This is a genomic window from Stenotrophomonas sp. YJH_SMC_21 (assembly GCF_059369555.1).
Genome location: NZ_JCAFSU010000006.1, coordinates 1 through 21561, shown reverse-complemented (window position 1 = coordinate 21561; position 21561 = coordinate 1). Strand labels below are relative to the sequence as shown.

General features: G+C 66.8%; 19 protein-coding genes. 7 read left to right on the top strand and 12 right to left on the bottom strand.

Annotation, left to right across the window (positions count from 1 at the left end; translation table 11 throughout):
• Positions 1–9: 9 nt before the first annotated feature.
• The 3 genes from folC to AC5P67_RS10215 form a co-directional block, all read right to left on the bottom strand.
• Positions 10–1281: a bifunctional tetrahydrofolate synthase/dihydrofolate synthase gene (gene folC / locus AC5P67_RS10225; RefSeq protein ID WP_241889096.1), complete on the bottom strand. Its 1272-nt coding sequence runs from the start codon at positions 1279–1281 to the stop codon at positions 10–12.
• 40 nt (positions 1282–1321) lie between these two features.
• The gene (locus AC5P67_RS10220) at positions 1322–1966 is read right to left on the bottom strand and encodes a histidine phosphatase family protein (RefSeq protein ID WP_005408242.1); all 645 of its coding nucleotides are present in this window, start codon (positions 1964–1966) and stop codon (positions 1322–1324) included.
• A 191-nt stretch (positions 1967–2157) separates the two neighbouring features.
• Positions 2158–4320, bottom strand: a complete 2163-nt coding sequence (locus tag AC5P67_RS10215) for a S46 family peptidase (RefSeq protein WP_005412359.1) — start codon at positions 4318–4320, stop codon at positions 2158–2160.
• Positions 4321–4798: 478 nt separating this feature from the next.
• Here AC5P67_RS10215 and tdh point away from each other — a divergent pair, with 478 nt between their 5' ends.
• Complete coding sequence (gene tdh / locus AC5P67_RS10210; RefSeq protein WP_010483949.1) at positions 4799–5821, top strand: L-threonine 3-dehydrogenase; 1023 nt, start codon at positions 4799–4801, stop codon at positions 5819–5821.
• Between the two features lie 132 nt (positions 5822–5953).
• On the opposite strand, the gene AC5P67_RS10205 is transcribed toward tdh, so the two are convergent.
• Positions 5954–6649 (bottom strand): TorF family putative porin, encoded by a 696-nt coding sequence (locus AC5P67_RS10205; RefSeq protein WP_242874780.1) that lies wholly within the window; start codon positions 6647–6649, stop codon positions 5954–5956.
• 198 nt (positions 6650–6847) lie between these two features.
• Between AC5P67_RS10205 and kbl the strand changes: the two genes are divergently transcribed.
• Positions 6848–8056, top strand: coding sequence for a glycine C-acetyltransferase (kbl, locus tag AC5P67_RS10200; RefSeq protein WP_005408238.1), 1209 nt, complete (start codon positions 6848–6850; stop codon positions 8054–8056).
• Between the two features lie 84 nt (positions 8057–8140).
• Here kbl and AC5P67_RS10195 read toward each other — a convergent pair whose 3' ends face one another.
• The 4 genes from AC5P67_RS10195 to AC5P67_RS10180 all read right to left on the bottom strand — a co-directional run bounded on the left by AC5P67_RS10195 (position 8141) and on the right by AC5P67_RS10180 (position 11218).
• A complete protein-coding gene (locus tag AC5P67_RS10195; RefSeq protein WP_005412356.1) occupies positions 8141–8476 on the bottom strand; it encodes a hypothetical protein in 336 nt (111 codons plus the stop codon).
• A gap of 85 nt (positions 8477–8561) precedes the next feature.
• The gene (locus AC5P67_RS10190; protein ID WP_033835451.1) at positions 8562–9371 is read right to left on the bottom strand and encodes a pseudouridine synthase; all 810 of its coding nucleotides are present in this window, start codon (positions 9369–9371) and stop codon (positions 8562–8564) included.
• A 20-nt stretch (positions 9372–9391) separates the two neighbouring features.
• Complete coding sequence (locus tag AC5P67_RS10185; protein ID WP_005408235.1) at positions 9392–9898, bottom strand: hypothetical protein; 507 nt, start codon at positions 9896–9898, stop codon at positions 9392–9394.
• 219 nt (positions 9899–10117) lie between these two features.
• Positions 10118–11218 carry an OmpA family protein gene (locus AC5P67_RS10180; RefSeq protein WP_005408234.1) on the bottom strand — a complete coding sequence of 367 codons (1101 nt, stop codon included), beginning with the start codon at positions 11216–11218 and terminating at the stop codon, positions 10118–10120.
• A 357-nt stretch (positions 11219–11575) separates the two neighbouring features.
• Between AC5P67_RS10180 and AC5P67_RS10175 the strand changes: the two genes are divergently transcribed.
• From AC5P67_RS10175 to AC5P67_RS10155, 5 genes are all read left to right on the top strand, one after another.
• Positions 11576–12595 carry a zinc-binding alcohol dehydrogenase family protein gene (locus AC5P67_RS10175; protein ID WP_495214659.1) on the top strand — a complete coding sequence of 340 codons (1020 nt, stop codon included), beginning with the start codon at positions 11576–11578 and terminating at the stop codon, positions 12593–12595.
• A 206-nt stretch (positions 12596–12801) separates the two neighbouring features.
• Positions 12802–13431 carry a membrane protein YczE gene (yczE, locus tag AC5P67_RS10170; RefSeq protein WP_495214658.1) on the top strand — a complete coding sequence of 210 codons (630 nt, stop codon included), beginning with the start codon at positions 12802–12804 and terminating at the stop codon, positions 13429–13431.
• Between the two features lie 103 nt (positions 13432–13534).
• Positions 13535–15565 carry an NADPH-dependent 2,4-dienoyl-CoA reductase gene (locus AC5P67_RS10165; RefSeq protein WP_111117714.1) on the top strand — a complete coding sequence of 677 codons (2031 nt, stop codon included), beginning with the start codon at positions 13535–13537 and terminating at the stop codon, positions 15563–15565.
• A gap of 297 nt (positions 15566–15862) precedes the next feature.
• Positions 15863–16321, top strand: a complete 459-nt coding sequence (locus tag AC5P67_RS10160) for a cell wall hydrolase (RefSeq protein WP_004154513.1) — start codon at positions 15863–15865, stop codon at positions 16319–16321.
• A gap of 84 nt (positions 16322–16405) precedes the next feature.
• Positions 16406–17017: a glutathione S-transferase N-terminal domain-containing protein gene (locus AC5P67_RS10155; protein WP_005408230.1), complete on the top strand. Its 612-nt coding sequence runs from the start codon at positions 16406–16408 to the stop codon at positions 17015–17017.
• 67 nt (positions 17018–17084) lie between these two features.
• Here the strand turns inward: AC5P67_RS10155 and AC5P67_RS10150 are convergent, their stop codons facing one another.
• From AC5P67_RS10150 to AC5P67_RS10135, 4 genes are all read right to left on the bottom strand, one after another.
• On the bottom strand, positions 17085–18140 hold the full coding sequence (locus tag AC5P67_RS10150) for a suppressor of fused domain protein (protein ID WP_495214656.1): 1056 nt from the start codon (positions 18138–18140) through the stop codon (positions 17085–17087).
• Between the two features lie 46 nt (positions 18141–18186).
• Complete coding sequence (locus AC5P67_RS10145; protein ID WP_005408228.1) at positions 18187–18690, bottom strand: hypothetical protein; 504 nt, start codon at positions 18688–18690, stop codon at positions 18187–18189.
• A 214-nt stretch (positions 18691–18904) separates the two neighbouring features.
• Entirely contained in the window at positions 18905–20785 is a 1881-nt protein-coding gene (prpE, locus tag AC5P67_RS10140) for a propionate--CoA ligase (RefSeq protein WP_495214654.1), read from the bottom strand.
• Between the two features lie 330 nt (positions 20786–21115).
• The gene (locus AC5P67_RS10135) at positions 21116–21256 is read right to left on the bottom strand and encodes a hypothetical protein (protein ID WP_154329255.1); all 141 of its coding nucleotides are present in this window, start codon (positions 21254–21256) and stop codon (positions 21116–21118) included.
• Between the last annotated feature and the right edge of the window lie 305 nt (positions 21257–21561).

Genomic DNA, 21561 nt, shown 5'->3' with positions numbered 1-21561 from the left:
GAACGCGTATCAGGCATCGCCCTGCAGCCATTGCAGGGCGGCGGCAGCGGTATGGAAGGAGCCGAACACCAGCACGCGGTCACCGCGCTCGGCCTGGGCCAGCACCTGCGCCAGTGCCCGTTCGACGCTGTCAGCCAGCAGCGCCGTGGCGGCGGCGGTGCCGGCCAGGCGTGCCTGCAGCTGGGCGGCGCTCTGCCCGCGCGGGCCTTCCAGCCCGGCCAGGGTCCACTCGCCCACCACGTCCTCCAGCGCCTGCACCACCCCCGCTGCGTCCTTGTCCTGCAGCGCGGCGTATACCGCCAGGGTGCGCCCGGCCGAGACCTCGGCCTTCAGCGCACGCGCCAGCTGGCCCGCCGCCTGCGGGTTGTGGCCGACGTCGACGCGGATCTGCACGCCATCGCGCTCGAATGCCTGCAGCCGGCCGGAAATGCGTGCCGCTGCGACACCGGCGGCCCACGCCGCACGCGGCACCGGCTTGTCCAGCGCGCGCAGCGCGGCGATGGCGGCACCCGCATTGGCCAGCTGGATCGGGCCGGCCAGCGCCGGGGTCGGCAGTTCCATGCGCAGGCCGACATCGCGCCAGCGCCAACGCTGCGCATCGATCGGCTCGTAGAAATAGTCGCTGCCACCACGGATCGCATTGGCGCCAACCAGGTAGGCACGGCGCAGCACGCTCGACGGCGGATCGGTCTCGCCCAGGATCACCGGCTTCCAGCCGCGGATGATGCCGGCCTTCTCGGTCCCGATCGCCTCGCGATCCTCGCCCAGCCACTCGGCATGGTCGATGTCCACGGTAGTGATCACCGCCACGTCGGCGTCCACGATGTTGACCGCATCGAGGCGGCCGCCCAGGCCCACTTCCAGTACCGCCAGGTCCAGCCCGGCGTCGGCGAACAGCTGCAGCGCGGCCAGCGTGCCGTACTCGAAATAGGTCAGCGTGATCTCGCCACGCACGGCTTCGATCGTATTGAACGCGGCGACCAGCGCGGCATCGTCCACGTCCTGGCCGTCGATGCGCACGCGCTCGTTGTAGCGCAGCAGGTGCGGCGAGGTGTAGGCACCGACCTTCCAGCCGGCGGCGCGTGCAATGGCTTCGATGAAAGCCACGGTTGAGCCCTTGCCGTTGGTGCCACCGACCACGATGGTGCGCTTGGCCGGCGCGCCCAGGCCCATCGCCGCGGCCACGGCGCGCACGCGCTCCAGGCCCATGTCGATGCTCGCCGGGTGCTGGCGTTCAATGTAGTCCAGCCAGTCGGCCAGGGTGGTCGGGGTGTTCGTCACGGCAGCGGTTCCAGCAGAAGCAGTTGATGCGGGGGATGGATCAGAGGGCGCGGTGCTTGGCTTCGCCGAAGAACGGCGTGTGGTGGGCGCAGTCGTTCAGGCGCACCACTTCCAGGCTGTCCAGGTCGGCGCCTTCGAGCAGGTTGAGCGTGGTCGGTGCCTGGCGGAAGGTCCACAGGCGGGAAAGCGGCAGGCCCAGCACCTTGCACAGGATCACGCGGTTGACCGCATCGTGCGCAACCACCAGCAGGGTGTCGTGCTCACCGAGGCCTTCGGTGGCACGCGCCAGCCCACGCCAGCTGCGCTCCAGCACCAGGCGCAGCGATTCGCCGCCGGGCATCAGCACCGTATCCGGCTCCTCGCGCCAGGCCTGCAGGCGCGACGGATCCTTCTCGTGGATCTCGCTGGCGAGCAACCCTTCCCATTCACCGTGGGCGATTTCCTGCAGCTCCGGCTCGGTCAGCAGCATGTCGGCGCGGGCGGCGCCAAGCGCCAGCTGCGCGGTGCGCTGCGCGCGCGACAGCGGCGAGGCGACGGCACGGGTGATGTCCACCGAGGCCAGGCGGGCACCCAGTGCCTGGGCCTGGGCTTCACCGATCGGCGAAAGCGGAATATCGATCTGGCCCTGGTAGCGGCCTTCGGCGTTCCACGGCGTTTCGCCGTGGCGGGCAAGCAGGATGCGCATGCGTGCAAGGGGTCCTGGGGGGAGGAGGTTTCCGCGTTTCGTTCACATCCTGTGAAGTACGCGGAACAGGGATGATACCTGTTCGGCGCACCGGGCCGGGCCGGGCATGAAAAAACCCCGCGACGTGAGTCGCGGGGTTTCGGAAACTCCGGCTGTCTGGTCGAGGTTGCCGGCCAGCGGCCGGCACTACCTCACTTCGCCAGGTTCAGTTCCTTCAGCAGCTGCGGCGCCGGCGCCACTTCCTGCATGATCCACTGCATGTAGCGGCTGTCGACGGCGATCATGCGGGTCATCACCGGGTCGAACACCCAGTTGGAGCTGACCGATTCCCAGTTGCCATCGAAGGCCAGGCCGACCAGCTTGCCGTTGGCGTCCAGCACCGGCGAACCCGAGTTGCCACCGGTGATGTCCAGGTTGGACAGGAAGTTCACCGGCACCGAACCAATGCGCTTGTCTTCCAGGCCGCCGTAACGCTTGGCCTTGACTGCATCAAGCAGCGCCTTCGGCGAATCGAACGGATCCTCACCGGTTTCCTTCGCCGCCACGCCTTCCAGGGTGGTGAACGGGGTGTACTTCACGCCGTCCTTGCCATAGCCCATGACGTTGCCGAAGGTGATGCGCAGCGACAGGTTGGCGTCCGGGTAGACGAACTCACCCTGGCTCTTCTTGTAGTCGGCCACGGCCTGCAGGTACAGCGGGCGCGCGGTCAGCGATTCGCCTTCGCGGATCTTCTTCTGCTCTTCCTGCTTCAGCAGTGCAGGCATGACGGCCACGGCGTACTGGATGGCCGGATCGTTGCTGGCCTCAAACGCGGCGCGGTCGGCCTTGAACCATTTCAGGCGTGCATCCAGGCTGCCCAGCTCGGTGCCCGACAGCTTGCCCACCAGCGATTTCACCGCAGCGGCATCGCTGCCGGCCAGCCACTTGTTCAGCACTTCGTTGTCGCGCTGTGCGGCCGGCAGGGCCACGTACTGGTCCAGCCAGTAGGCCTGCAGCTGCTGGTCCATCTTCGCCACGTAGCGACGGTCCATCTGCTTCAGGCCACCTTCGATGGTGGTCAGGTCGCGTTCCTGGTAACCGGCTTCGCGTTCGGCATCCGGCTTGCTGCGCTCGATCGACAGGCGGTACAGGGTGATCGCCGCGCCAACGGCCGAGGTGTTGTTGAACTGACCGACGAACAGGTCGCGTTCGCGGGTCGACTTGCTGGTATCCAGATGCTTGAGCAGCTGCGCGTGTGCCGCCAGGGCCGGCTTGCCGGCAGCGCCCTGCTTCTTCAGCCACGCCAGCACGGCGGCTTCTTCAGCCTGCTTCTGGCCAGCGGCGTCGATGCGCTTGAAGCCTTCCAGCTGGCCCAGGTAGTTCTTGGCCACGTTGTTCATGCTGGCGGCGGTGGCGGCGTACTTCACCTTGACGTCGGCGTCGGCCTTGCCGGCGTCGGCGATCATCTTCAGCACGGCGTTGTAGTGCTTGGCGATGGTCGGGTAGGTGAAGCTGGCGGTTTCGTTGAATTCACCGGCCAGTGCATAGCGGTTGGTGCGGCCCGGGTAGCCCGCCACCATCACGAAGTCGTCGGCACCCAGCGGCTGGTCGGCGAACTTCAGGAAGTGCTTGGGCTGGTACGGCACGTTGTCGGCGGCGAAGGCGGCCGGCTTGCCGTCCTTGCCGACGTAGGCGCGGTAGAACGAGAAATCGCCGGTGTGGCGCGGCCACATCCAGTTGTCGACGTCGCCGCCGAACTTGCCGACGCTGCCCGGGGGCGCGTAGACCAGGCGCACGTCCTTGATTTCCATGTTGCGGAACAGGCGGTAGGTGTTGCCGCCGGAGAAGCTGTACAGGCGGCAGCGGAAGCCGGCATCGGCTTCACAGGCGGCGACCTGGGCCTTGTCGAAGGCGTCCAGCGCGCGGCTGCGGGCCAGCGGGTCGTTGCCGGCGGCAGCGATGGCGGCCTTGGCCTGGGTGGTGACGTCGGTGATCTGGTCGAGCACGAACACGCGGGCGTTCGGGCCGGCGCTCAGTTCGTCCTTCAGGGTCGGCGCGTTGAAGCCGTCCTTGATCAGGTTCTTCTGCGCGGTCGAATTCAGCTGGATGGCGCCATAAGCGCAGTGGTGGTTGGTGACCACCAGGCCCTGCGGCGAGACAAAGCTGGCGGTGCAGCCGCCGAGGGCGACGACCGCGCCCATCGGGTCGCCGGTCAGGTTGGACAGCTGTTCCGGGGACAGCTTCAGGCCGGCCTTCTGCAGCGGGCCGGCGATTTCCGGCAGCTGCTGCGGCACCCACATGCCTTCAGCGGCATGGGCGACTTGGGCCAGCCCGAGGCTGGCGACGATGGAGAATGCAAGCAGGTTCGAGCGCATGGAGCGGCCCCTGGTAGTGGAACCCTCGATTGTAGCCCGCCGCCCTGCCCCGGCCCGAACCCCGGAAGTCATGGGCCTACTTCTTGCGCTGCCATGCGCACGTCGGCCGCGCACATGGAATGGTCCAGAGGGGGCGTGGTCACCCTGGTCGGGACCGTTGGCGCCATGGGCCGGGCGCATGCGACTGGCGGGTTGGGCAGGACGCCCAACCCCGGTCTTGCCGTGTGCGCAGGACAGCGCGCACGAGCAAGGCGCCATCGAGCACCATGGATGGGCTTTTGCGTGTCCCGGCCAGGGTGACCACGCCCCCTCCCCCGGAATCAAGGAGGCGCTGCTGTTTGCGGCACGTTCGAAACGCCCGCCGGCGCACGCCTTTCGTTCCGCCAATGCACCCGCAGCGCAACATGGGAAATCCGCGCGGCACCCTATAATCCGCGCTTTCCCCCTGATGAGTTCCACCCCGATGGCGCAGCAAACGATGAAGGCCCTGGTCAAGCGCGAAGCGGCCAAGGGCATCTGGCTGGAAGAAGTTCCGGTGCCGACCCCGGGCCCGAATGAGGTCCTGATCAAGCTGGAGAAGACCGCGATCTGCGGTACCGACCTGCACATCTACCTGTGGGACGAGTGGAGTCAGCGCACCATCAAGCCGGGCCTGACCATCGGCCACGAATTCGTCGGTCGCGTCGCCGCACTCGGCTCGGCCGTGACCGGCTATGAAATCGGCCAGCGCGTCTCGGCCGAAGGCCACATCGTCTGCGGCCACTGCCGCAACTGCCGTGGCGGCCGCCCGCACCTGTGCCCGAACACCGTCGGCATCGGCGTCAACGTCAACGGCGCCTTCGCCGAATACATGGTGATGCCGGCCAGCAACCTGTGGCCGATCCCGGACCAGATCCCGTCGGAGCTGGCTGCGTTCTTCGACCCCTACGGCAACGCCGCGCACTGTGCGCTGGAATTCAATGTGATCGGCGAGGACGTGCTGATCACCGGTGCCGGCCCGATCGGCATCATCGCCGCCGGCATCTGCAAGCACATCGGTGCGCGCAACGTGGTGGTGACCGACGTCAATGATTTCCGCCTGAAGCTGGCCGCCGACATGGGTGCCACCCGCGTGGTCAACGTGGCCAACCAGTCGCTGAAGGACGTGATGAAGGAACTGCACATGGAGGGCTTCGACGTGGGCCTGGAAATGAGCGGCAACCCGCGCGCGTTCAACGACATGCTCGACTGCATGTACCACGGCGGCAAGATCGCCATGCTCGGCATCATGCCCAAGGGCGCCGGCTGCGACTGGGACAAGATCATCTTCAAGGGCCTGACCGTGCAGGGCATCTACGGCCGCAAGATGTACGAGACCTGGTACAAGATGACCCAGCTGGTGCTGTCCGGCTTCCCGCTCGGCAAGGTGATGACCCACCAGCTGCCGATCGACGACTTCCAGAAGGGCTTCGACCTGATGGAAGAAGGCAAGGCCGGCAAGGTTGTTTTGAGCTGGAATTGACCCTTCGCCGTGCGCGATGGGTGGGTGCCGAGCTTGCTCGGCACACCTTGAAATTGAAAAAGGCGCCCGATGGGCGCCTTTTTCTTTGGTGTTGCCGGCCAGCGGCCGGCACTACCCGTAACGCCTGCGGCGTTACTTGCCGACGGCGACGCTCAGCATCACCCGGCTGTGGGCCAGCTTGCCGGAATTGTCACGGCCGTTGCCGTCGGTGCCGTAGTAGCCCAGGCCGACGTTGAACAGGCCGAACTGGCGCGCGACGCCGACGTTCCAGTCGGTGTAGTCCTTGGCGATGCCGTCCTCGAAGGTGCTGCGACCGACGTTGGCATTCAGGGTGAAGTCCTTCGGCAGGCCCCAGCTGCCGCCCAGGCCGAAGTACCAGCCATCGGTGCTGCTGTTCCAGACATCGTTGGTGTAGGCCACCGTCAGCTTGTAGGTGTCATCCAGCGTGGTGGTGGTGATCAGCTCGTTGTAGTTCTGGTGGCTGGACTTCAGGTAGGTGTAGCGGTTCAGCAGCACGTCGAAGTTGACGCGCTCGGTGACGTCCACGCCGTAGCCGATCAGGTAGTCGAACTCGGTCTTCGGGTCACCCGCACCAAAATCCACGCCCGAGCCCCACACGCCTGCGTACAGGCCAACCGGGCTGGTGTAGGTGAAACCGGCCTGCAGGGTCGGATCCTCGTCGGTCTGCGACACACCACGGAACAGGTAATCGGAAACAGCGGTGACGTTCCAGCTGTACGGCGATTCGTTTTCCTGGGCGCTGGCGGCGAACGGGGCGGCCAGGGTCAGGGCAGCGGCAATGGCGAGGCAGGCACGGGCGTGCTTCATGGGCGTCTCCGAGGGTGGCGGGGGCAGGAAGGGGGAGCGGGCAACCGGCGCCAGACAGGCGCGGTTCACGAATTTTTAACCCGTTTGCTATTGCGATGCAACATGTGCCACCCGTGGCGGTGCCCTGCCCGGCCCGGTCGAAGGCCGTCGTAGCCCGGTAGAATCAACGGTTTCCCCGTTCAGAGCCGTGCCCACGCCATGACCGACGCCTCCTCCGCCCTGACCCGCCACTACGCCGAGGAACTGGACGCCATCCGCGCCCAGGGCCTGTTCAAGTCCGAGCGGATCATCACCAGCCCGCAGTCGGCCGAGATCACCCTCGAGGATGGCCGCAAGGTGCTGAACTTCTGTGCCAACAACTATCTGGGCCTGGCCGACCATCCGGACCTGATCCAGGCCGCCAAGGATGCGCTGGATACCCACGGCTTCGGCATGGCCTCGGTGCGCTTCATCTGCGGTACCCAGGACCTGCACAAGCAGCTGGAGAAGCAGATCGCCGACTTCTTCGGCAAGCAGGACACCATTCTGTACGCGGCCTGTTTCGACGCCAACGGCGGCCTGTTCGAACCGCTGCTCGGTGAGAACGACGCGATCATTTCCGATGCACTGAACCACGCCTCGATCATCGACGGCGTGCGCCTGTGCAAGGCCAAGCGCTTCCGCTACGCCAACTGCGACATGGCCGACCTGGAAGCCCAGCTGCAGGCCGCCGATGCCGCCGGCTGCAAGACCAAGCTGATCACCACCGACGGCGTGTTCTCGATGGACGGCTTCATCGCCCCGCTGGACGAGATCACCGCGCTGGCGAAGAAGTACAACGCGCTGGTGCACATCGACGAATGCCACGCTACCGGCTTCCTCGGCGCCACCGGCCGTGGCTCGGCCGAAGTGAAGGGCGTGCTGGAAAAGATCGACATCATCACCGGCACCCTGGGCAAAGCCATGGGCGGCGCACTGGGCGGCTTCACCTGCGCCAGCGCCGAGGTGATCGAGCTGCTGCGCCAGCGTTCGCGGCCGTACCTGTTCTCCAACTCGCTGCCGCCGCATGTGGTGGCCGCCGGCATCAAGGCATTCGAGATGCTGGCCGCCGCTGACGACCTGCGCGACACCCTGGTGGAGAACACCCGCTACTTCCGCGAAAAGATGGTCGCCGCCGGTTTCGACGTGAAGCCGGGCGTGCACCCGATCAGCCCGGTGATGCTGTACGACGCACCGCTGGCGCAGAAGTTCGCCGAGCGCCTGCTCGAAGAAGGCATCTACGCGATCGGTTTCTTCTTCCCGGTGGTGCCCAAGGGCCAGGCCCGCATCCGCACCCAGATCAGCGCTGCGCACAGCCGCGAGCACCTGGACCGCGCGATCGATGCGTTCACCCGCATCGGTGTCGAGCTGGGCGTGATCAAGGGTTGATCCCAGCGGTCAAAGCGTGCCGACCAAGGTCGGCACCTACCAGAGCTTGAGGGCGTGCCGACCGAGGTCGACACCTTCCCGGCATCACTTCTTTTTCTTCTTGCCCTTCGGCTCGTCCTTGCTGGCCACCACCACCGGCTTGGCGGCAGCGTCCTGGCCGTTGCCCTTGGCAACGCGGATGCCGTTGGCCTTCATCCAGGCATCAAACTCGTCGGCGGTCATCTTCTTGTCGCCGTTGCTCATCAGGAAGCGGTAGCTGCCGCGGCCATCCAGCTCCGGGGTCTTCACTTCCACCACCGGGGTTTCGGCCGGCGTTTCTGCCTTGGCCACCTTCTTGTGGCCACCACAGGCGGTCAGCAGCACCATCGGCAGCAGCAGGCCTGCGCAGCGCAGGGTTTGGTTGAGGGTCGGGTGGTACATGGGCAGGCTCCGTTCGGGAAGTTCAGCAACCAGGCGCCCCCTACGCCTGGAACGGTGGCCGGCAACCGCCGGCCGCGGGCGATGATCAGCCCGGTGCAGCGGCCCCCAGCCGCTGCTGGTCATTGACCTCCAGCATCCGCCACTGACCCTTGCCGAGATCGCCGAGCTGCAGCCCGCCGATCGCAACCCGGACCAGGCGCAGCACCTGCAGGTCGAAGGCCGCCAGCAGGCGGCGGATGTGGCGGTTGCGGCCCTCGTCGAGGACCACCTCCAGCCACGCGGTCTTGTCGCCGCTGCGCAGCACGCGCACGGCCTGGGCCACGAGGAACTCGCCCTCGTCCTCCACGCCGGCCTGCAGGGCCGCCAGCGTGGCGTCATCGGGCAGGCGGTCGACCTGCACGTGGTACGTCTTCTGCGGACCCGTTTCCGGATCGGTCAGGCGCGCGGCCCACTGCGGATCGTTGCTGAACAGCAACAGCCCTTCACTGGCCTTGTCCAGGCGCCCGACCGGCGCGATCCACGGCAGCCCTGCACCATCGAAACAGCGGTAGACGGTGTCGCGGCCACGCTCGTCCTGCACGGTGGTCACCACCCCGCGCGGCTTGTTGAGCATCAGGTACAGGCGCTGCGGCGCGCCCATCGGCTGGCCATCGACCTCGATCGGTGGCGCCGGCTGGCCAATCGGGAACTCGGGATCCCGCACGATGCGGCCGGAGACGCGTACGCGGCCCTCGGCAATCCAGCGCGCGGCCTCGCTGCGCGAGCAGACGCCGGCCTTGGACAGCACGCGCGCCAGGCCATGACGGACACCGGCGGCTGTGGCAGCGGGAGTCGCACGCCCACGCGATGCGTGGGAGCGGGCGGCGGGGGCGGCAGGTGGGCGGCGCGTGCGCAAGCCTCTGCTCCCCGCGGCGCTTACTTCTTGTCGACCGGCTTGGTCTCAGCCGGTGCTTCGGCCGGGGCCGGAGTGGCGGCCGGAGCCGGACGCGCCTTGACCACACGCACGCCACGCGCCTTCATCCAGGCGTCGAACTCTTCGGCGGTCATGCGCTTGCCGTTCTGGCTCATGTCGAAGCGCCAGGGCGTGTTGTCGAATTCGGTCTGCGGCTTGTAGGCCGCCGGATCGTTCGGCTTCACCGCCGGTGCGCTCGGAATGGCCTTGGCGATGTTCTGGCAGCCATCGATGCGCAGGCGCTGCAGCACCTGGTCCAGCGACTGCGACGGATCGTAGTTGCTGCTCAGCACGCCGGCCGGCATGCCCAGCTGGTTGCCACGGATGTAGAGCTCGTCGGCCACCGGCGCGATGGTCGTGGCCGGCAACGGCAGCGGCGAGGCGCTGGTGTTGACCGAGCAATCGACCGCAGCATGGGCGGCGGGAACCAGGGCCAGCGCCAGGACGGCGGCCGATGCAGAGCGCAGCATGAAGGGCATCCAGGAAAGGAAGTGACGCGGCGAGTTTAGCAATGCCGCGACAGCTTTCAAGCGCCACTTTCAATGAATACGGCAACCCATTGGTTTTACGGACAAAAACCCGACGAACGGTTACCCCCGGACCGGCAGGCACCGGATTCCGGGCCGCAGAAACAACAAGACCCGGCCGAAGCCGGGTCCTGCTGTGTCCTACTGGCAGAGCGTCAGAACTTAGTTCTGGACGTTCAGCTCGGTACGACGGTTCTTGGCGCGACCTTCCGGGTTGTCCGAACCATCCGGGTTGGTGTTCGGAGCAATCGGACGGCTCTCGCCGTAGCCGATCGGGCCGACCAGGCGACCGGCGTCAACGCCGTTCTTGGTCAGGTAGTTGTACACGGCGGTAGCACGACGCTCCGACAGCTTCTGGTTGTAAGCGTCGGTACCCTTCGAGTCGGTGTGACCGGCGACTTCAACGCGCAGATCCGGGTAACGCTTCAGGATCTCGGTGGCTTCGCTCAGGATCGCCACGGCGTCCGGACGCAGGTTCGACTTGTCGAAGTCGAAGTTGACGCCCTTCAGGTCGATGGAGACCGGCACCGGGCAACCGTCCGGACCGATGGTCTGACCCGGCTGCGAGTTCGGGCACTTGTCGTCGCAGTTGTTGACGCCGTCACCGTCGTCATCCAGGTCGGCGCAGCTCGGGGCAACCGGAGCCGGAGCCGGAGCAGCCGCGACCGGAGCCGGGCCCAGCGGGATCACGACGCCGACCGAAGCCAGCACGTCGCCGAACCAGCTTTCATCGTTGCCGGCACGCTTCGGGTTCACGCTCTGGTCGTCGAAATCAGCGCGGTAGGCGACTTCGGCACGGACAGCGACGCGCTTCTCGAAGGTGGTCTGCAGACCGACGCCGACCTTGGCGGCAAAGTTGCCGTCCTTGCGGTCAGCCAGGCCACCGCTGATCGGGTTGTACTCTTCTTCCGACTTCTGGTAGCCCAGGCCGGCCAGCAGGTACGGGTTCCAGCCGCGGCCTTCCTTGATGAAGTGGCGACGCAGGTCCAGCGAGACGCCGTACTGCGACCAGTTCATGTCCTTGTTGGCGTCGAAGTTCGGGTTCTGGTAGTTCAGCTCACCGTCCAGCGACCAGTTCGGGCTGATGAACTTGCCCAGGCCCAGGGTGACGAACGGAGCGTCATTGGTCAGGCGGTCGCTGTCCTGGAAGTTGAAGCCGGCCGAACCGGTCAGGTACCAGCGGTCATCGAACTCCTGCGCGGACGCAGCCTGGGCGAAAGCCAGACCACCCAGCAGCGCGGCAGTAAGGATCTTCTTGTTCATTGAGTACAGCTCCTATTTCGGGGGTATGAAACCGGTAGAGGCATGGGCCAGCACTAGTGCGTCGATGTTCGACAGCCGATTCAGCACGCCACCGCCGCGAACATTATGCTCAGGCGGGTGAAGGTCATGTTAACAGTCCCGTAACATGTGAAGTATCGCGCCCGACCCTCCACCGGTCCGACGTTGAAACCCTATACAGGATGATGAAAATCCGCAAGACCCTCACGCTGCAAGGGTTTGACGGGATTTAGGTGCGGAATACGACATATTGCGCAACAGCTTGCTCCACCCGATTCAGCGTATCTGCTGAAACGTGAGGAACTCTATGATGGAGCCACGAACCCAGCCGGAGCCGAGATGAAAGCCGTCGCCCTGAGTCGTGAATCCGCCCCCGCCCTCCGCGATATCCACCTCCCCCCGCCGCCGCCTCCGGGTGGCCGCGACCTGCTGATCCGGGTCGAGGCCGTCTCGGTGAACCCGGTCGACGGCAAGCAGCGGGCGGCCACCGATCCGGCCACGCTCGAAGCACCCCGCGTACTCGGCTGGGACGCCGCCGGGGTGGTCGAAGCGATCGGCGAGGACGCCAGCCTGTTCGCGTCCGGCGACGAGGTCTACTACGCCGGTGATGTCACCCGGCCAGGCTGCAATGCGCAGTTCCATCTTGTGGACGAACGGCTGGTAGCGCGCAAGCCGACCACGCTCGACTTCGCCGAAGCGGCCGCACTGCCACTGACCACGCTCACCGCATGGGAACTGCTGTTCCAGCGCATGCCATTGCAGCTGGATGATCGCCGCCATGCCGGCCAGCACCTGCTGGTGATCGGCGGAGCAGGCGGTGTTGGATCGATGGCGATCCAGCTGGGCCGGCATGCTGGATTCGAGGTGATCGCCACCGCCTCGCGTGAATCGTCGATCGACTGGTGCCGGCAGATGGGTGCCCAGCATGTAATCGACCACCGGCAGCCGCTGCTGCCCCAGCTGCAGGCATTGGGCATCGACGCAGTACAGGTCGCGCTCAACCTGGCCGACACCGACCATTACTGGGATGCGTTGGGTCAGCTGCTGGCGCCACAGGGCCATGTCGGCCTCATCGTCGAACCGCGCGGCGCGCTGCGCATCGGTGATCCCTACAAGGCCAAGTGCATCGGCATCCACTGGGAGTTCATGTTCGCGCGTTCGCGCTTCGCCACGGCGGACCGCATCGAACAGCACCGCATCCTCAGCCGCGCGGCCAGCATGATCGACGCTGGCCAGCTGCGCGGCACCCTCAGCGAGACGCTGGGCACAATCAACGCGGCGAATCTGGACATCGCGCATCAGCGCTTGGCCAGCGGGCGCACGGTGGGCAAGCTGGCGCTGGCCGGCTGGGGCGACTGAGCCAGGCTGGAACGCCGGTGCGGTGCCGAGCCATGCTCGCCTGGCGGTGCCAGGCAAAGCAGCCGAGCATGGCCCAGCTCCACAGAACGGCCCATACGCAGGATCGACGACTCCTGTAGCGGCGGATCGGCCAGCATCTGTATCTATGGGAGTGACTGAATCGGGATTACGGTGGAAACAGATCCCCCCTCTCCCCGAGCGCCGCCATGCCCACCGCCCTGCCCCTGCGTCTGCTGCAACTGATCATCGGCCTGTTCCTGTACGGCTTCGGCGCCTCGCTGATGATCCGTGCAGCGATCGGCGTGGCCCCCTGGGACGTGTTGTCGCAGGGCATCGCCGCACAGACGCCGCTATCGTTCGGCCTGGCCACCAATGTGATCGGTGCGCTGGTGCTGCTGCTGTGGTGGCCATTGCGACAGAAGCCGGGCGTCGGCACCGTGCTCAACGTGATGTTGATCGGCCCATCCGCGCAGTTCGGGCTGTGGTTGCTTCCCCCGGCGGTCGGCCTTGGCTGGCAGCTGGCGATGTTCTGCGCCGGCATGCTGCTGGTCGCCCTGGCCACCGGCCTGTACATCGGCGCCAAGCTCGGGCCCGGCCCGCGCGACGGCCTGATGACCGGCCTGCATGCCCGCACCGGCTGGCCGATCTGGAAGGTGCGCACCCTGATCGAGGGCAGCGTGCTGCTGCTGGGTTGGTGGCTCGGCGGCAATGTCGGTGTCGGCACCCTCGCCTTCGCCCTGCTGATCGGCCCCCTGTGCGGAGTAACGCTGGGCTGGTTCGGGATTGGGCGTCCCCCGGTAGTGCCGGCCGCTGGCCGGCAACCGCAATCACCCTGAGCTGATCGAATGCCGGCCAGCGGCCGGCACTACCGCCCGCGCCCCTTGCCCCGGCCGCCGTTTCCCGGCACGCTTCGCGCTTCCGTACGCAAGCGTATCGATCATGTCGCCAGCCAACGAAAGCGCCTACCCCCACCTGTTCGCCCCGCTGGACCTGGGCTTCACCCAGCTGCGCAACCGCGTGCTGATGGGTTCGATGCACACCGGCCTGGAAGATCGCGCCCGCGACTTCCCGCGCCTGGCCGCCTACTTCGCCGAACGCGCCGAAGGTGGCGTCGGCCTGATCGTCACCGGTGGCTTCGCGCCGAACGTGGTCGGCTGGCTGAAGCCCTTTGGCGGAAAGCTGTCCTGGCCCTGGGAAGTGCGCCCGCACCGGCAGCTCACCGCGGCCGCGCACCAGCACGGCGCGAAGATCTGCCTGCAGCTGCTGCATGCCGGCCGCTATGCCTACCATCCCCTGTCGGTGGCACCGTCGAAGCTGAAGGCGCCGATCAACCCGTTCACCCCCCGTGCGCTGTCGGCCAGCGGCGTCGAGCGGCATATCGCCGACTACGCACGCAGCGCGAAGCTGGCCCGCGAAGCCGGCTACGATGGCGTCGAAGTGATGGGCTCGGAGGGCTACCTCATCAACGAGTTCATCGCCCCGCGCACCAACAAGCGCTCCGACCGCTGGGGTGGCGACGCCCACCAACGCATGCGTTTTGCAGTGGAGATCGTGCGCCGCATCCGCGAGGCCTGCGGCCCGGACTTCATCATCATCTACCGCCTGTCACTGGTGGATCTGGTTGACGACGGCAGCAACTGGGAAGAGATCGTGCAGCAGGCCCAGGCCATCGAGGCGGCTGGCGCGACGATCATCAATTCCGGCATCGGCTGGCACGAAGCGCGCATCCCGACCATTGCCACCTCGGTGCCGCGCGCCGCCTTCGCCGGTGTCACCGCCAAGCTCAAGCCGCATGTAACGGTGCCGCTGGTGGCGACCAACCGCATCAACATGCCCGACGTCGCCGAGCACATCCTCGCCAGCGGCGGCGCCGACATGGTGTCGCTGGCGCGCCCGCTGCTGGCCGACCCGCAATGGCCCAACAAGGCCCGCGCCGGCCGCGCCGAGGCGATCAACACCTGCATCGCCTGCAACCAGGCCTGCCTGGACCACGTGTTCGAGAACAAGCTGGCCAGCTGCCTGGTCAATCCGCGTGCCGCACACGAGACCGAGCTGGTCTACCGCCCGGCTGCCACGCCGAAAAAGGTCGCGGTGGTCGGCGCCGGTCCGGCCGGCCTGGCTTGCGCCACGGTGGCCGCCGAGCGCGGCCACCAGGTCACCCTGTTCGATGCCAACGACGAGATCGGTGGCCAGTTCAACGTGGCCAAGCGCATCCCCGGCAAGGAAGAGTTCCACGAGACCCTGCGCTATTTCCGCCACAAGCTGGCTGAAACCGGCGTGCAGCTACGCCTGGGCACGCGAGCAGATGCGGCCAACCTGGCCGGCTTCGACGAGGTGGTGCTGGCCACCGGCATCACGCCGCGCAAGGTCGACTTCCCCGGCGCCAACCACGCCAAGGTGGTCAGTTACCTGGACGTGCTGCTGGGCCGGGTCGAAGTGGGCGCCAGTGCGGCGATCATCGGCGCCGGCGGCATCGGCTTCGATGTCGGCGAGTTCCTCAGCCACACTGGTGAGTCCCCCTCGCTGGACCCACAGCGCTGGATGGCCGAATGGGGCGTGGACAGCACATTCGAGGCCCGCGGCTCGCTGGCCAGGCCGCTGCCCGAGGCATCGCCGCGGCGGCTGTGGCTGCTGCAGCGCAGCCCCGGCAAGCCCGGCGCGCGGCTGGGCAAGACCACCGGCTGGATCCACCGCGCCACGCTGAAGGCCAAGGGCGTGCGCATGCTCGGCGGCGTCGAGTACCTGGGCGTGGACGACGAAGGCCTGCGCATCCGCGTGGAAGGCAGCGAACAGCTGCTGCCGGTCGACCATGTGGTGATCTGCGCCGGGCAGGAACCGAACCGCGTATTGCAGGCCGAGCTGCAGGCCGCCGGCATCAACGCGCAGCTGATCGGCGGTGCCGATGTAGCGGCCGAACTGGACGCCAAGCGGGCCATCGACCAGGGCAGCCGGGTGGCCGCCGCGCTCTGATGAGCGCCTGAATGGGGGACGGAATGTGATTTCCGTCACCCCTCCCGAACCTGAATGTCAAGCCGGACGGTTCACGATGCGTTCGGCTACGCCCCCCTACCTTGCGCCATCTTTCCGCTCACCAGCCAGTTTCCGGTGAGCCGGCGCAGCCCCACGATCGGTACTGGTCGTTTCTTTTGGGGCTGCCCACGGGGCGGCCCCGATGGCCGCCTCCCCATGACGCCAAGTCGTACCCCGCATCCTGTCGCCCCCGCGACTGGAAGCGGAGAGTGCGGCCCATACGGAGCAAGGAGTTATATGAAACTGGCCTGGATTCTCTGGCTGTCGCAGTTGTTGCCGCAGCCGGCCGCTGATTCACTGTGTCTGAGCACCACCGTTTACCTGGAAGCCCGCGACCAGACCCTGCGCGGCCAGCAAGCCGTTGCCGAGGTCGCCCTGCGCCGCCTCGACAGTGGCCTGTGGGGCGACTCGATGTGCCAGGTGGTCACCGCGCGCAAGCAGTTCGCGCCGACCATCGTCTCCCCCGGCACCCAGCTGGGCAATGACGCGGCCTGGAGCGAGGCAATGAACGTGGCCTTCGACGCCGAGCGCAACTGGGCGCTGCCGGCCGGCGAGCGCCGCGAGATCGTGCCCGGTGCCAGCCACTTCGCCGCGTTGTCCATCGCCAGCCCGAACTGGCGCAACGCCTACCAGGTGGCCACCATCGGCGATCACACCTTCTATAAGGTGCAGAACCTCAAGCCGCGGCAGTCGTAATGATCCGTGCTGGCGGCAGCGTTGCCGCCCGCTGGCAGGCTCTGGGATAGTGGGCGTTTCCCGCCCGCATCACCTGGAGTTCCCATGAAGCTGTACAGCAAGCCCGGTGCCTGTTCCACCGCCGACCACATCGCCCTGCAGTGGACCGGCCAGCCGTTCGAGGTCGAACTGCTGAACAAGGACACCCTGAAGGGTCCGGAATTCCTCAAGATCAATCCGGCCGGCGCCGTTCCCGCGCTGGTCGATGGCGACTTCGTGCTGCTGCAGAACGCCGCGATCATGGGCTATATCGCCGACACCTACCCGCAGGCCGGCCTCGGCGGCGATGGCAGTGCGCGCCAGCGTGCCGAAGCCACCCGCTGGCTGGCCTTCGTCAATTCCGACGTGCATCCGGCCTTCTCGCCGCTGTTCGCACCGGGCAAGTTCATCGCCGACGAAAGCCAGTTCGACGCGATCCGCGCCGCCGCACACAAGCGCCTGCGTGGCCTGTTCGAGACCGCTGACAGGCAGCTGGCCGACAAGCCCTGGCTGGCCGGCTTCCGCAGTTTCGCCGATCCGTACTTCTACATCACCCTGCGTTGGGCCGCCGGCACCAAGGTCGACCTGTCGGGCCTGGACAACCTGGCCGCCTACAAGGCACGCATGGACGCCGATGCCGGCGTGCAGGCCGCACTGAAGGCCGAAGGCCTGGCCTGAGCCTGACCCGGGGCCGGATCCGTCTGCACAGCAGGCGGCTCTGACCCCACCGGCGCCATCACCACACTCAGCCGATCTGGCGGATCACTTCACCGTTGGCATCGCGCAGGTAGGTCGGCACCACTTCGATGCGCAGCGCTCCCGCCACCGGGTAGATGCCACGTTCGGCACGCACGCCCACCAGGGCCTGCAGCCCCGTCTCGTCCAGCGCCCAGCGCGCGCTGTCGGCCGATACCTCGCCGGTTTCACCGCGCGCTGCCGGAATGAATTCCCACTGCCGCTCGCGGCTGGCCAGTTCCAGCGATCTGCCGTGGCGCAGGCGCAATGGCAACAGCTCGCACACACTGGCCACCTGGCCGGCGCCGAGCACCAGGGTGGTGACGCCCGCCTCCTGCCGCCAATCCAGTGTCTCGATGAACAACATGCCGGTGCTGGAGCCCTCGCGCTCGCTGCCGGCCCGCACCTGTGCGGCGAGTGTCGGATCCTCCAACAGGTTGCCGCGATGCAGCTCGCTGATCCACAGCGGCATCGCCGGTTGCAGCGCCTGCAGCACGCCGCGCGTCGACCAACGCTTGACCGCTTCCATCTCCTCATCGGTCAGCCCGACCAGCTGCAGGAACTGCAGGTGGCCATTGGCGGTGTCGCGCGCAGGCAACTGCGGATCGGCGATGAAGGCCAGGTGGCACAGGCGCGTGCCGGTCTCCAGCGCGATCGGGCCGTTGGCATTCAGATGGTGACCATCCTCGAACACGTTGCCGCTGCCAAACACGTAGCGCGCCAGGTTCTGCAGCAGGTTCATCGGCCACACCGGCGGGGTGCTGCCGGCGTGCTCACCGGCTTCAGCAGCCAGGCGGAAGGTCAGCTCGAAACCATAGCCGCTGGCGGCGGCATCGCTGCTCTCCTTCGCATACAGCTCGGAGAAGCCGTAGGTGATGTAGTGCCAATGCGGTACCGGTGCATCCACCCAGTACACGCTGATGCCATCCAGTGGATCCTGGCCACCCAGCGTGTACGGCAACGCCGTACCGTAGTGACGGGGTTCCTGGCCGGCATACAGCGGCGCCAGCGCCGCATTGATCGCGTCCCAGCCAGGGGTGTCGGTGTCGTCGTGGTCGTCCTGCACGCGGGACTCCTTGTGGGGAAGTGAACCGATCACTTTACGCGGTGGCTCAGGCCTGCACGACCTCGCCGCCACCATTGACCACGGCGGCCTGGGTTTCCTGCCACCAGCGCTGCGCCAGCGCCGGGCTGCGCGCCTTGCCCACCGCCGCCAGCAGTTCCGGGCACAGGCGTTCCAACGCAAGTGCATCGGTGCAGCGTTCAATCTTCAACTGCATGAAGTAGCCCTTCAGTCCCAGGTGGCGCCGCACCGCCTCGCTCATCGCGTCGTACAGCTGCTGGTACAACGCCGGATCCTGTTCGCGGCCGGTGCTGATGCCACGTACCGGTGCCACCTCGGCATTGCCACCGATCACTTCGATCAGGCCCTGCGCTTCCAGCTGCTCCAGTGCATCGGCCGGCGCGCGCAGGCCTTCGAACAGGCCACGCAGTTCGGTGTCATCGCGATGGCCGTCGACCATCAGCAGGATCGAACGCAGTGCCGCCGGCAGGCGCCGGCCACGGTCTTCGATTTCCTGACGGCCAGCAGCCGTCTTGGCGTGCAGCAATGCCATTGCCTCCCCCTCCCTCGATGCGCAATGCCTGCGCGCCCTGACGGGCACGCTCCCCTGTGTGTCATCCCCGGACGGCACGCGCCTTCCCCGGCGCGCGCCGCGTATTGCAGGTCGATGACAGGCCGAGCTTAGCGCAAGTGCCGCGGGTAGTGCCGGCCGCTGGCCGGCAACCTCGGGATTGAGGGGGTGCCGGCCAGTAGCCGGCACTACCGGATCAACGGTCCAGCGCGCGGCGGATCTCCTCCAGCGCGCTGGGGTCGTCCAGCGTCGACAGGTCACCCGGGTCGCGCTGTTCGGCCAGCGCCTGCAGCGAGCGCCGCAGCAGCTTGCCGGAGCGGGTCTTGGGCAGTGCATTGACCACGTGTACGTGCGCCGGGCGTGCGACCGCGCCGAGCGAGGTGGTCACCGTCGCCATCATCTCGGCCACCACCGGCGCCGGTTCCTCGCCATCCAGGCCCTGCTTGAGGGTGACGAACACCAGCGGCACCTGCCCCTTCAGTTCATCCTTGACCCCGATCACGGCGGCCTCGGCCACCCGCGGATGGCTGGAAATGGCCTCCTCGATCTCTCGCGTGCCCAGACGGTGCCCGGCTACGTTGATGACATCATCGGTGCGACCGAGGATGAAGGTGTAGCCATCGTCGTCGCGGATCGCCCAGTCCAGCGAGCTGTACAGCAGTTCCTTGAAGTGGCTGAAGTAGCTCTGCAGGAAGCGGCTGTCATCATTCCACACGGTGCTCATGCAACCCGGCGGCAGCGGTGGCGACACCACCAGCACGCCCTTCTGCCCCGGTGCGACTTCCTCGCCAGTGTTCTCGTCGATCACCTTCATCCGATAGCCGAGATTGGGGAAGCCCGGCGAACCGAAGCGCACCGGCTTCATTTCCAGGCCCGGCAACAGGGTCAGTGCCGGCCAGCCGGTCTCGGTCTGCCAGTAGTTGTCGATGATCGGCTTGCCGAGCGCTTCGCTGATCCAGTGCGCGGTCGGCTCGTCGAGCGGCTCGCCGGCCAGGAACAGATACTTCAGCGCACGCAGGTCGTGGCGATGGATGAAGTCCGCGTCGTGCTTCTTCAACACGCGGATGGCGGTGGGCGAGGAGAACATCGTGCGCACGTTGTACTGCTCGCACAGCGCCCACCAGATGCCCGGGTCCGGGTTGGTCGGCAGCCCTTCGTACAGCAGCGACGTGCAGCCACCGATCAGCGGGCCGTACACGTTGTAGGAATGGCCCACCGCCCAGCCGACATCAGAGGTGGAGAACATCACCTGGCCCGGCTTGCAATCGAACACGGTCTCCATCGACTGCGCCATCGCCACTGCATAGCCGCCCACATCGCGCTGCACGCCCTTCGGCTTGCCGGTGGTGCCGGAGGTGTACAGCAGGTAGCTCGGTTCGCTCGCTTCCAGCCACTGTACCGGCACGTCGACTTCACCGATCTGCGCACGCAGCGTGGCGTAGTCCACGTCACGGCCCGGCACGCGGGGTTCGGCGGCATCCAGCCCACGCGACACGATCAGCACATGCGGTGGCGGCGAAGCCGCTTCGGCGCAGGCGGCGTCGACCATCGGCTTGTACGGAATCAGCTTGCCACCGCGCATGCCGGCGTCGGCCGCGATCAGCAGCTTGGGCTTGGCATCGTCGATGCGCAGCGCCAGGTTGTGCGCCGCAAAGCCCCCGAACACCACCGAGTGCACCGCACCGATGCGCGCACAGGCCAGCATCGCAAACACCGCCTCGGCCATGTTCGGCATGTAGATCACCACGCGGTCACCGTGGCCGACGCCAAGGTGCTTGAGTACCGCGGCGAAGTCGTTCACTTCGCGGTACAGCTGGTGATAGGTGATCTCGCGTGTGCTGTTGGTTTCGGTGGAGATGGCGACCAGTGCGAGCTGGTCGGCGCGCTCGGCCAGGTGGCGGTCGACGGCGTTGTAGCAGAGATTGGTTTCGCCGCCGACGAACCAGCGCCGGAACGGCGGGTTGCTGTAGTCGAGCACCTGCTGCGGCGGTTTATGCCAATGGATGCGCTTGGCTTCCTCGCCCCAGAAGGCCTCCGGCTCGTCGATCGAGCGACGGTAGGTTTCCTCGTAGTTCATGACGCAGCCCTCCCAGACAAAGTCATGGGTTCGAGGATAGTCCGGTGCTGCCGCGCGGGCCGCCCTACCTTGGTAGGGGGTGGGGTTTGTTATGCAGGGCTGCGCCCTGCACCCGCGGTAGTGCCGGCCGCTGGCCGGCAACCTCAGAAGCAACAGCAGAAGCTGGCTTACTGGGGGATGGCGGGGTGGGTCCGATTGCGGGGGACGCCGTGAATCCGTCCTTGGAGGCTCGGTCGCCGCTTGCTCGTGTGCGCAGTCCTGCGCACACGGCAAGACCGGGGTTGGGCGTCCTGCCCAACCCGCCCGAGGCATGCCTCGGGCCCATGCGGCTCACGCCCCCGCAACCGGACCCACCCCGCCTTCGACAGATTCCGCGATCTGCCGGAACGGCATATTGTTCTGGTCGGTGTCGACCTTGGTCGACTGCTCTGGTAGGTGTTGACCTTGGTCGACGCGGTAGATCCACGCCATGCGTGGATGGTTCATTCGATATCTGACAGAAAAATCGTGTCGACCAAGGTCGACACCTACCAACAGCTGCGCGGAACAACGGCCACCGCTACCAACAGCCGAGTGATCCTGTCGAAGGTGGGGCGGTGTCGGAGTGCGGGGTGTCAGCCGCATGGATGCGGCTGCCAAGCCTTATCTGATGAAAATCTGTCAGCGTAGGTGTCGAGAGCCGGCGTGGGCCGCCGTACGAGCCTGGATCTCGACGATCGCCATGTAGCTTGGCGCCCACGCCGGAATCTCCCTTGATCCGCCCGAACAGTTGCTGG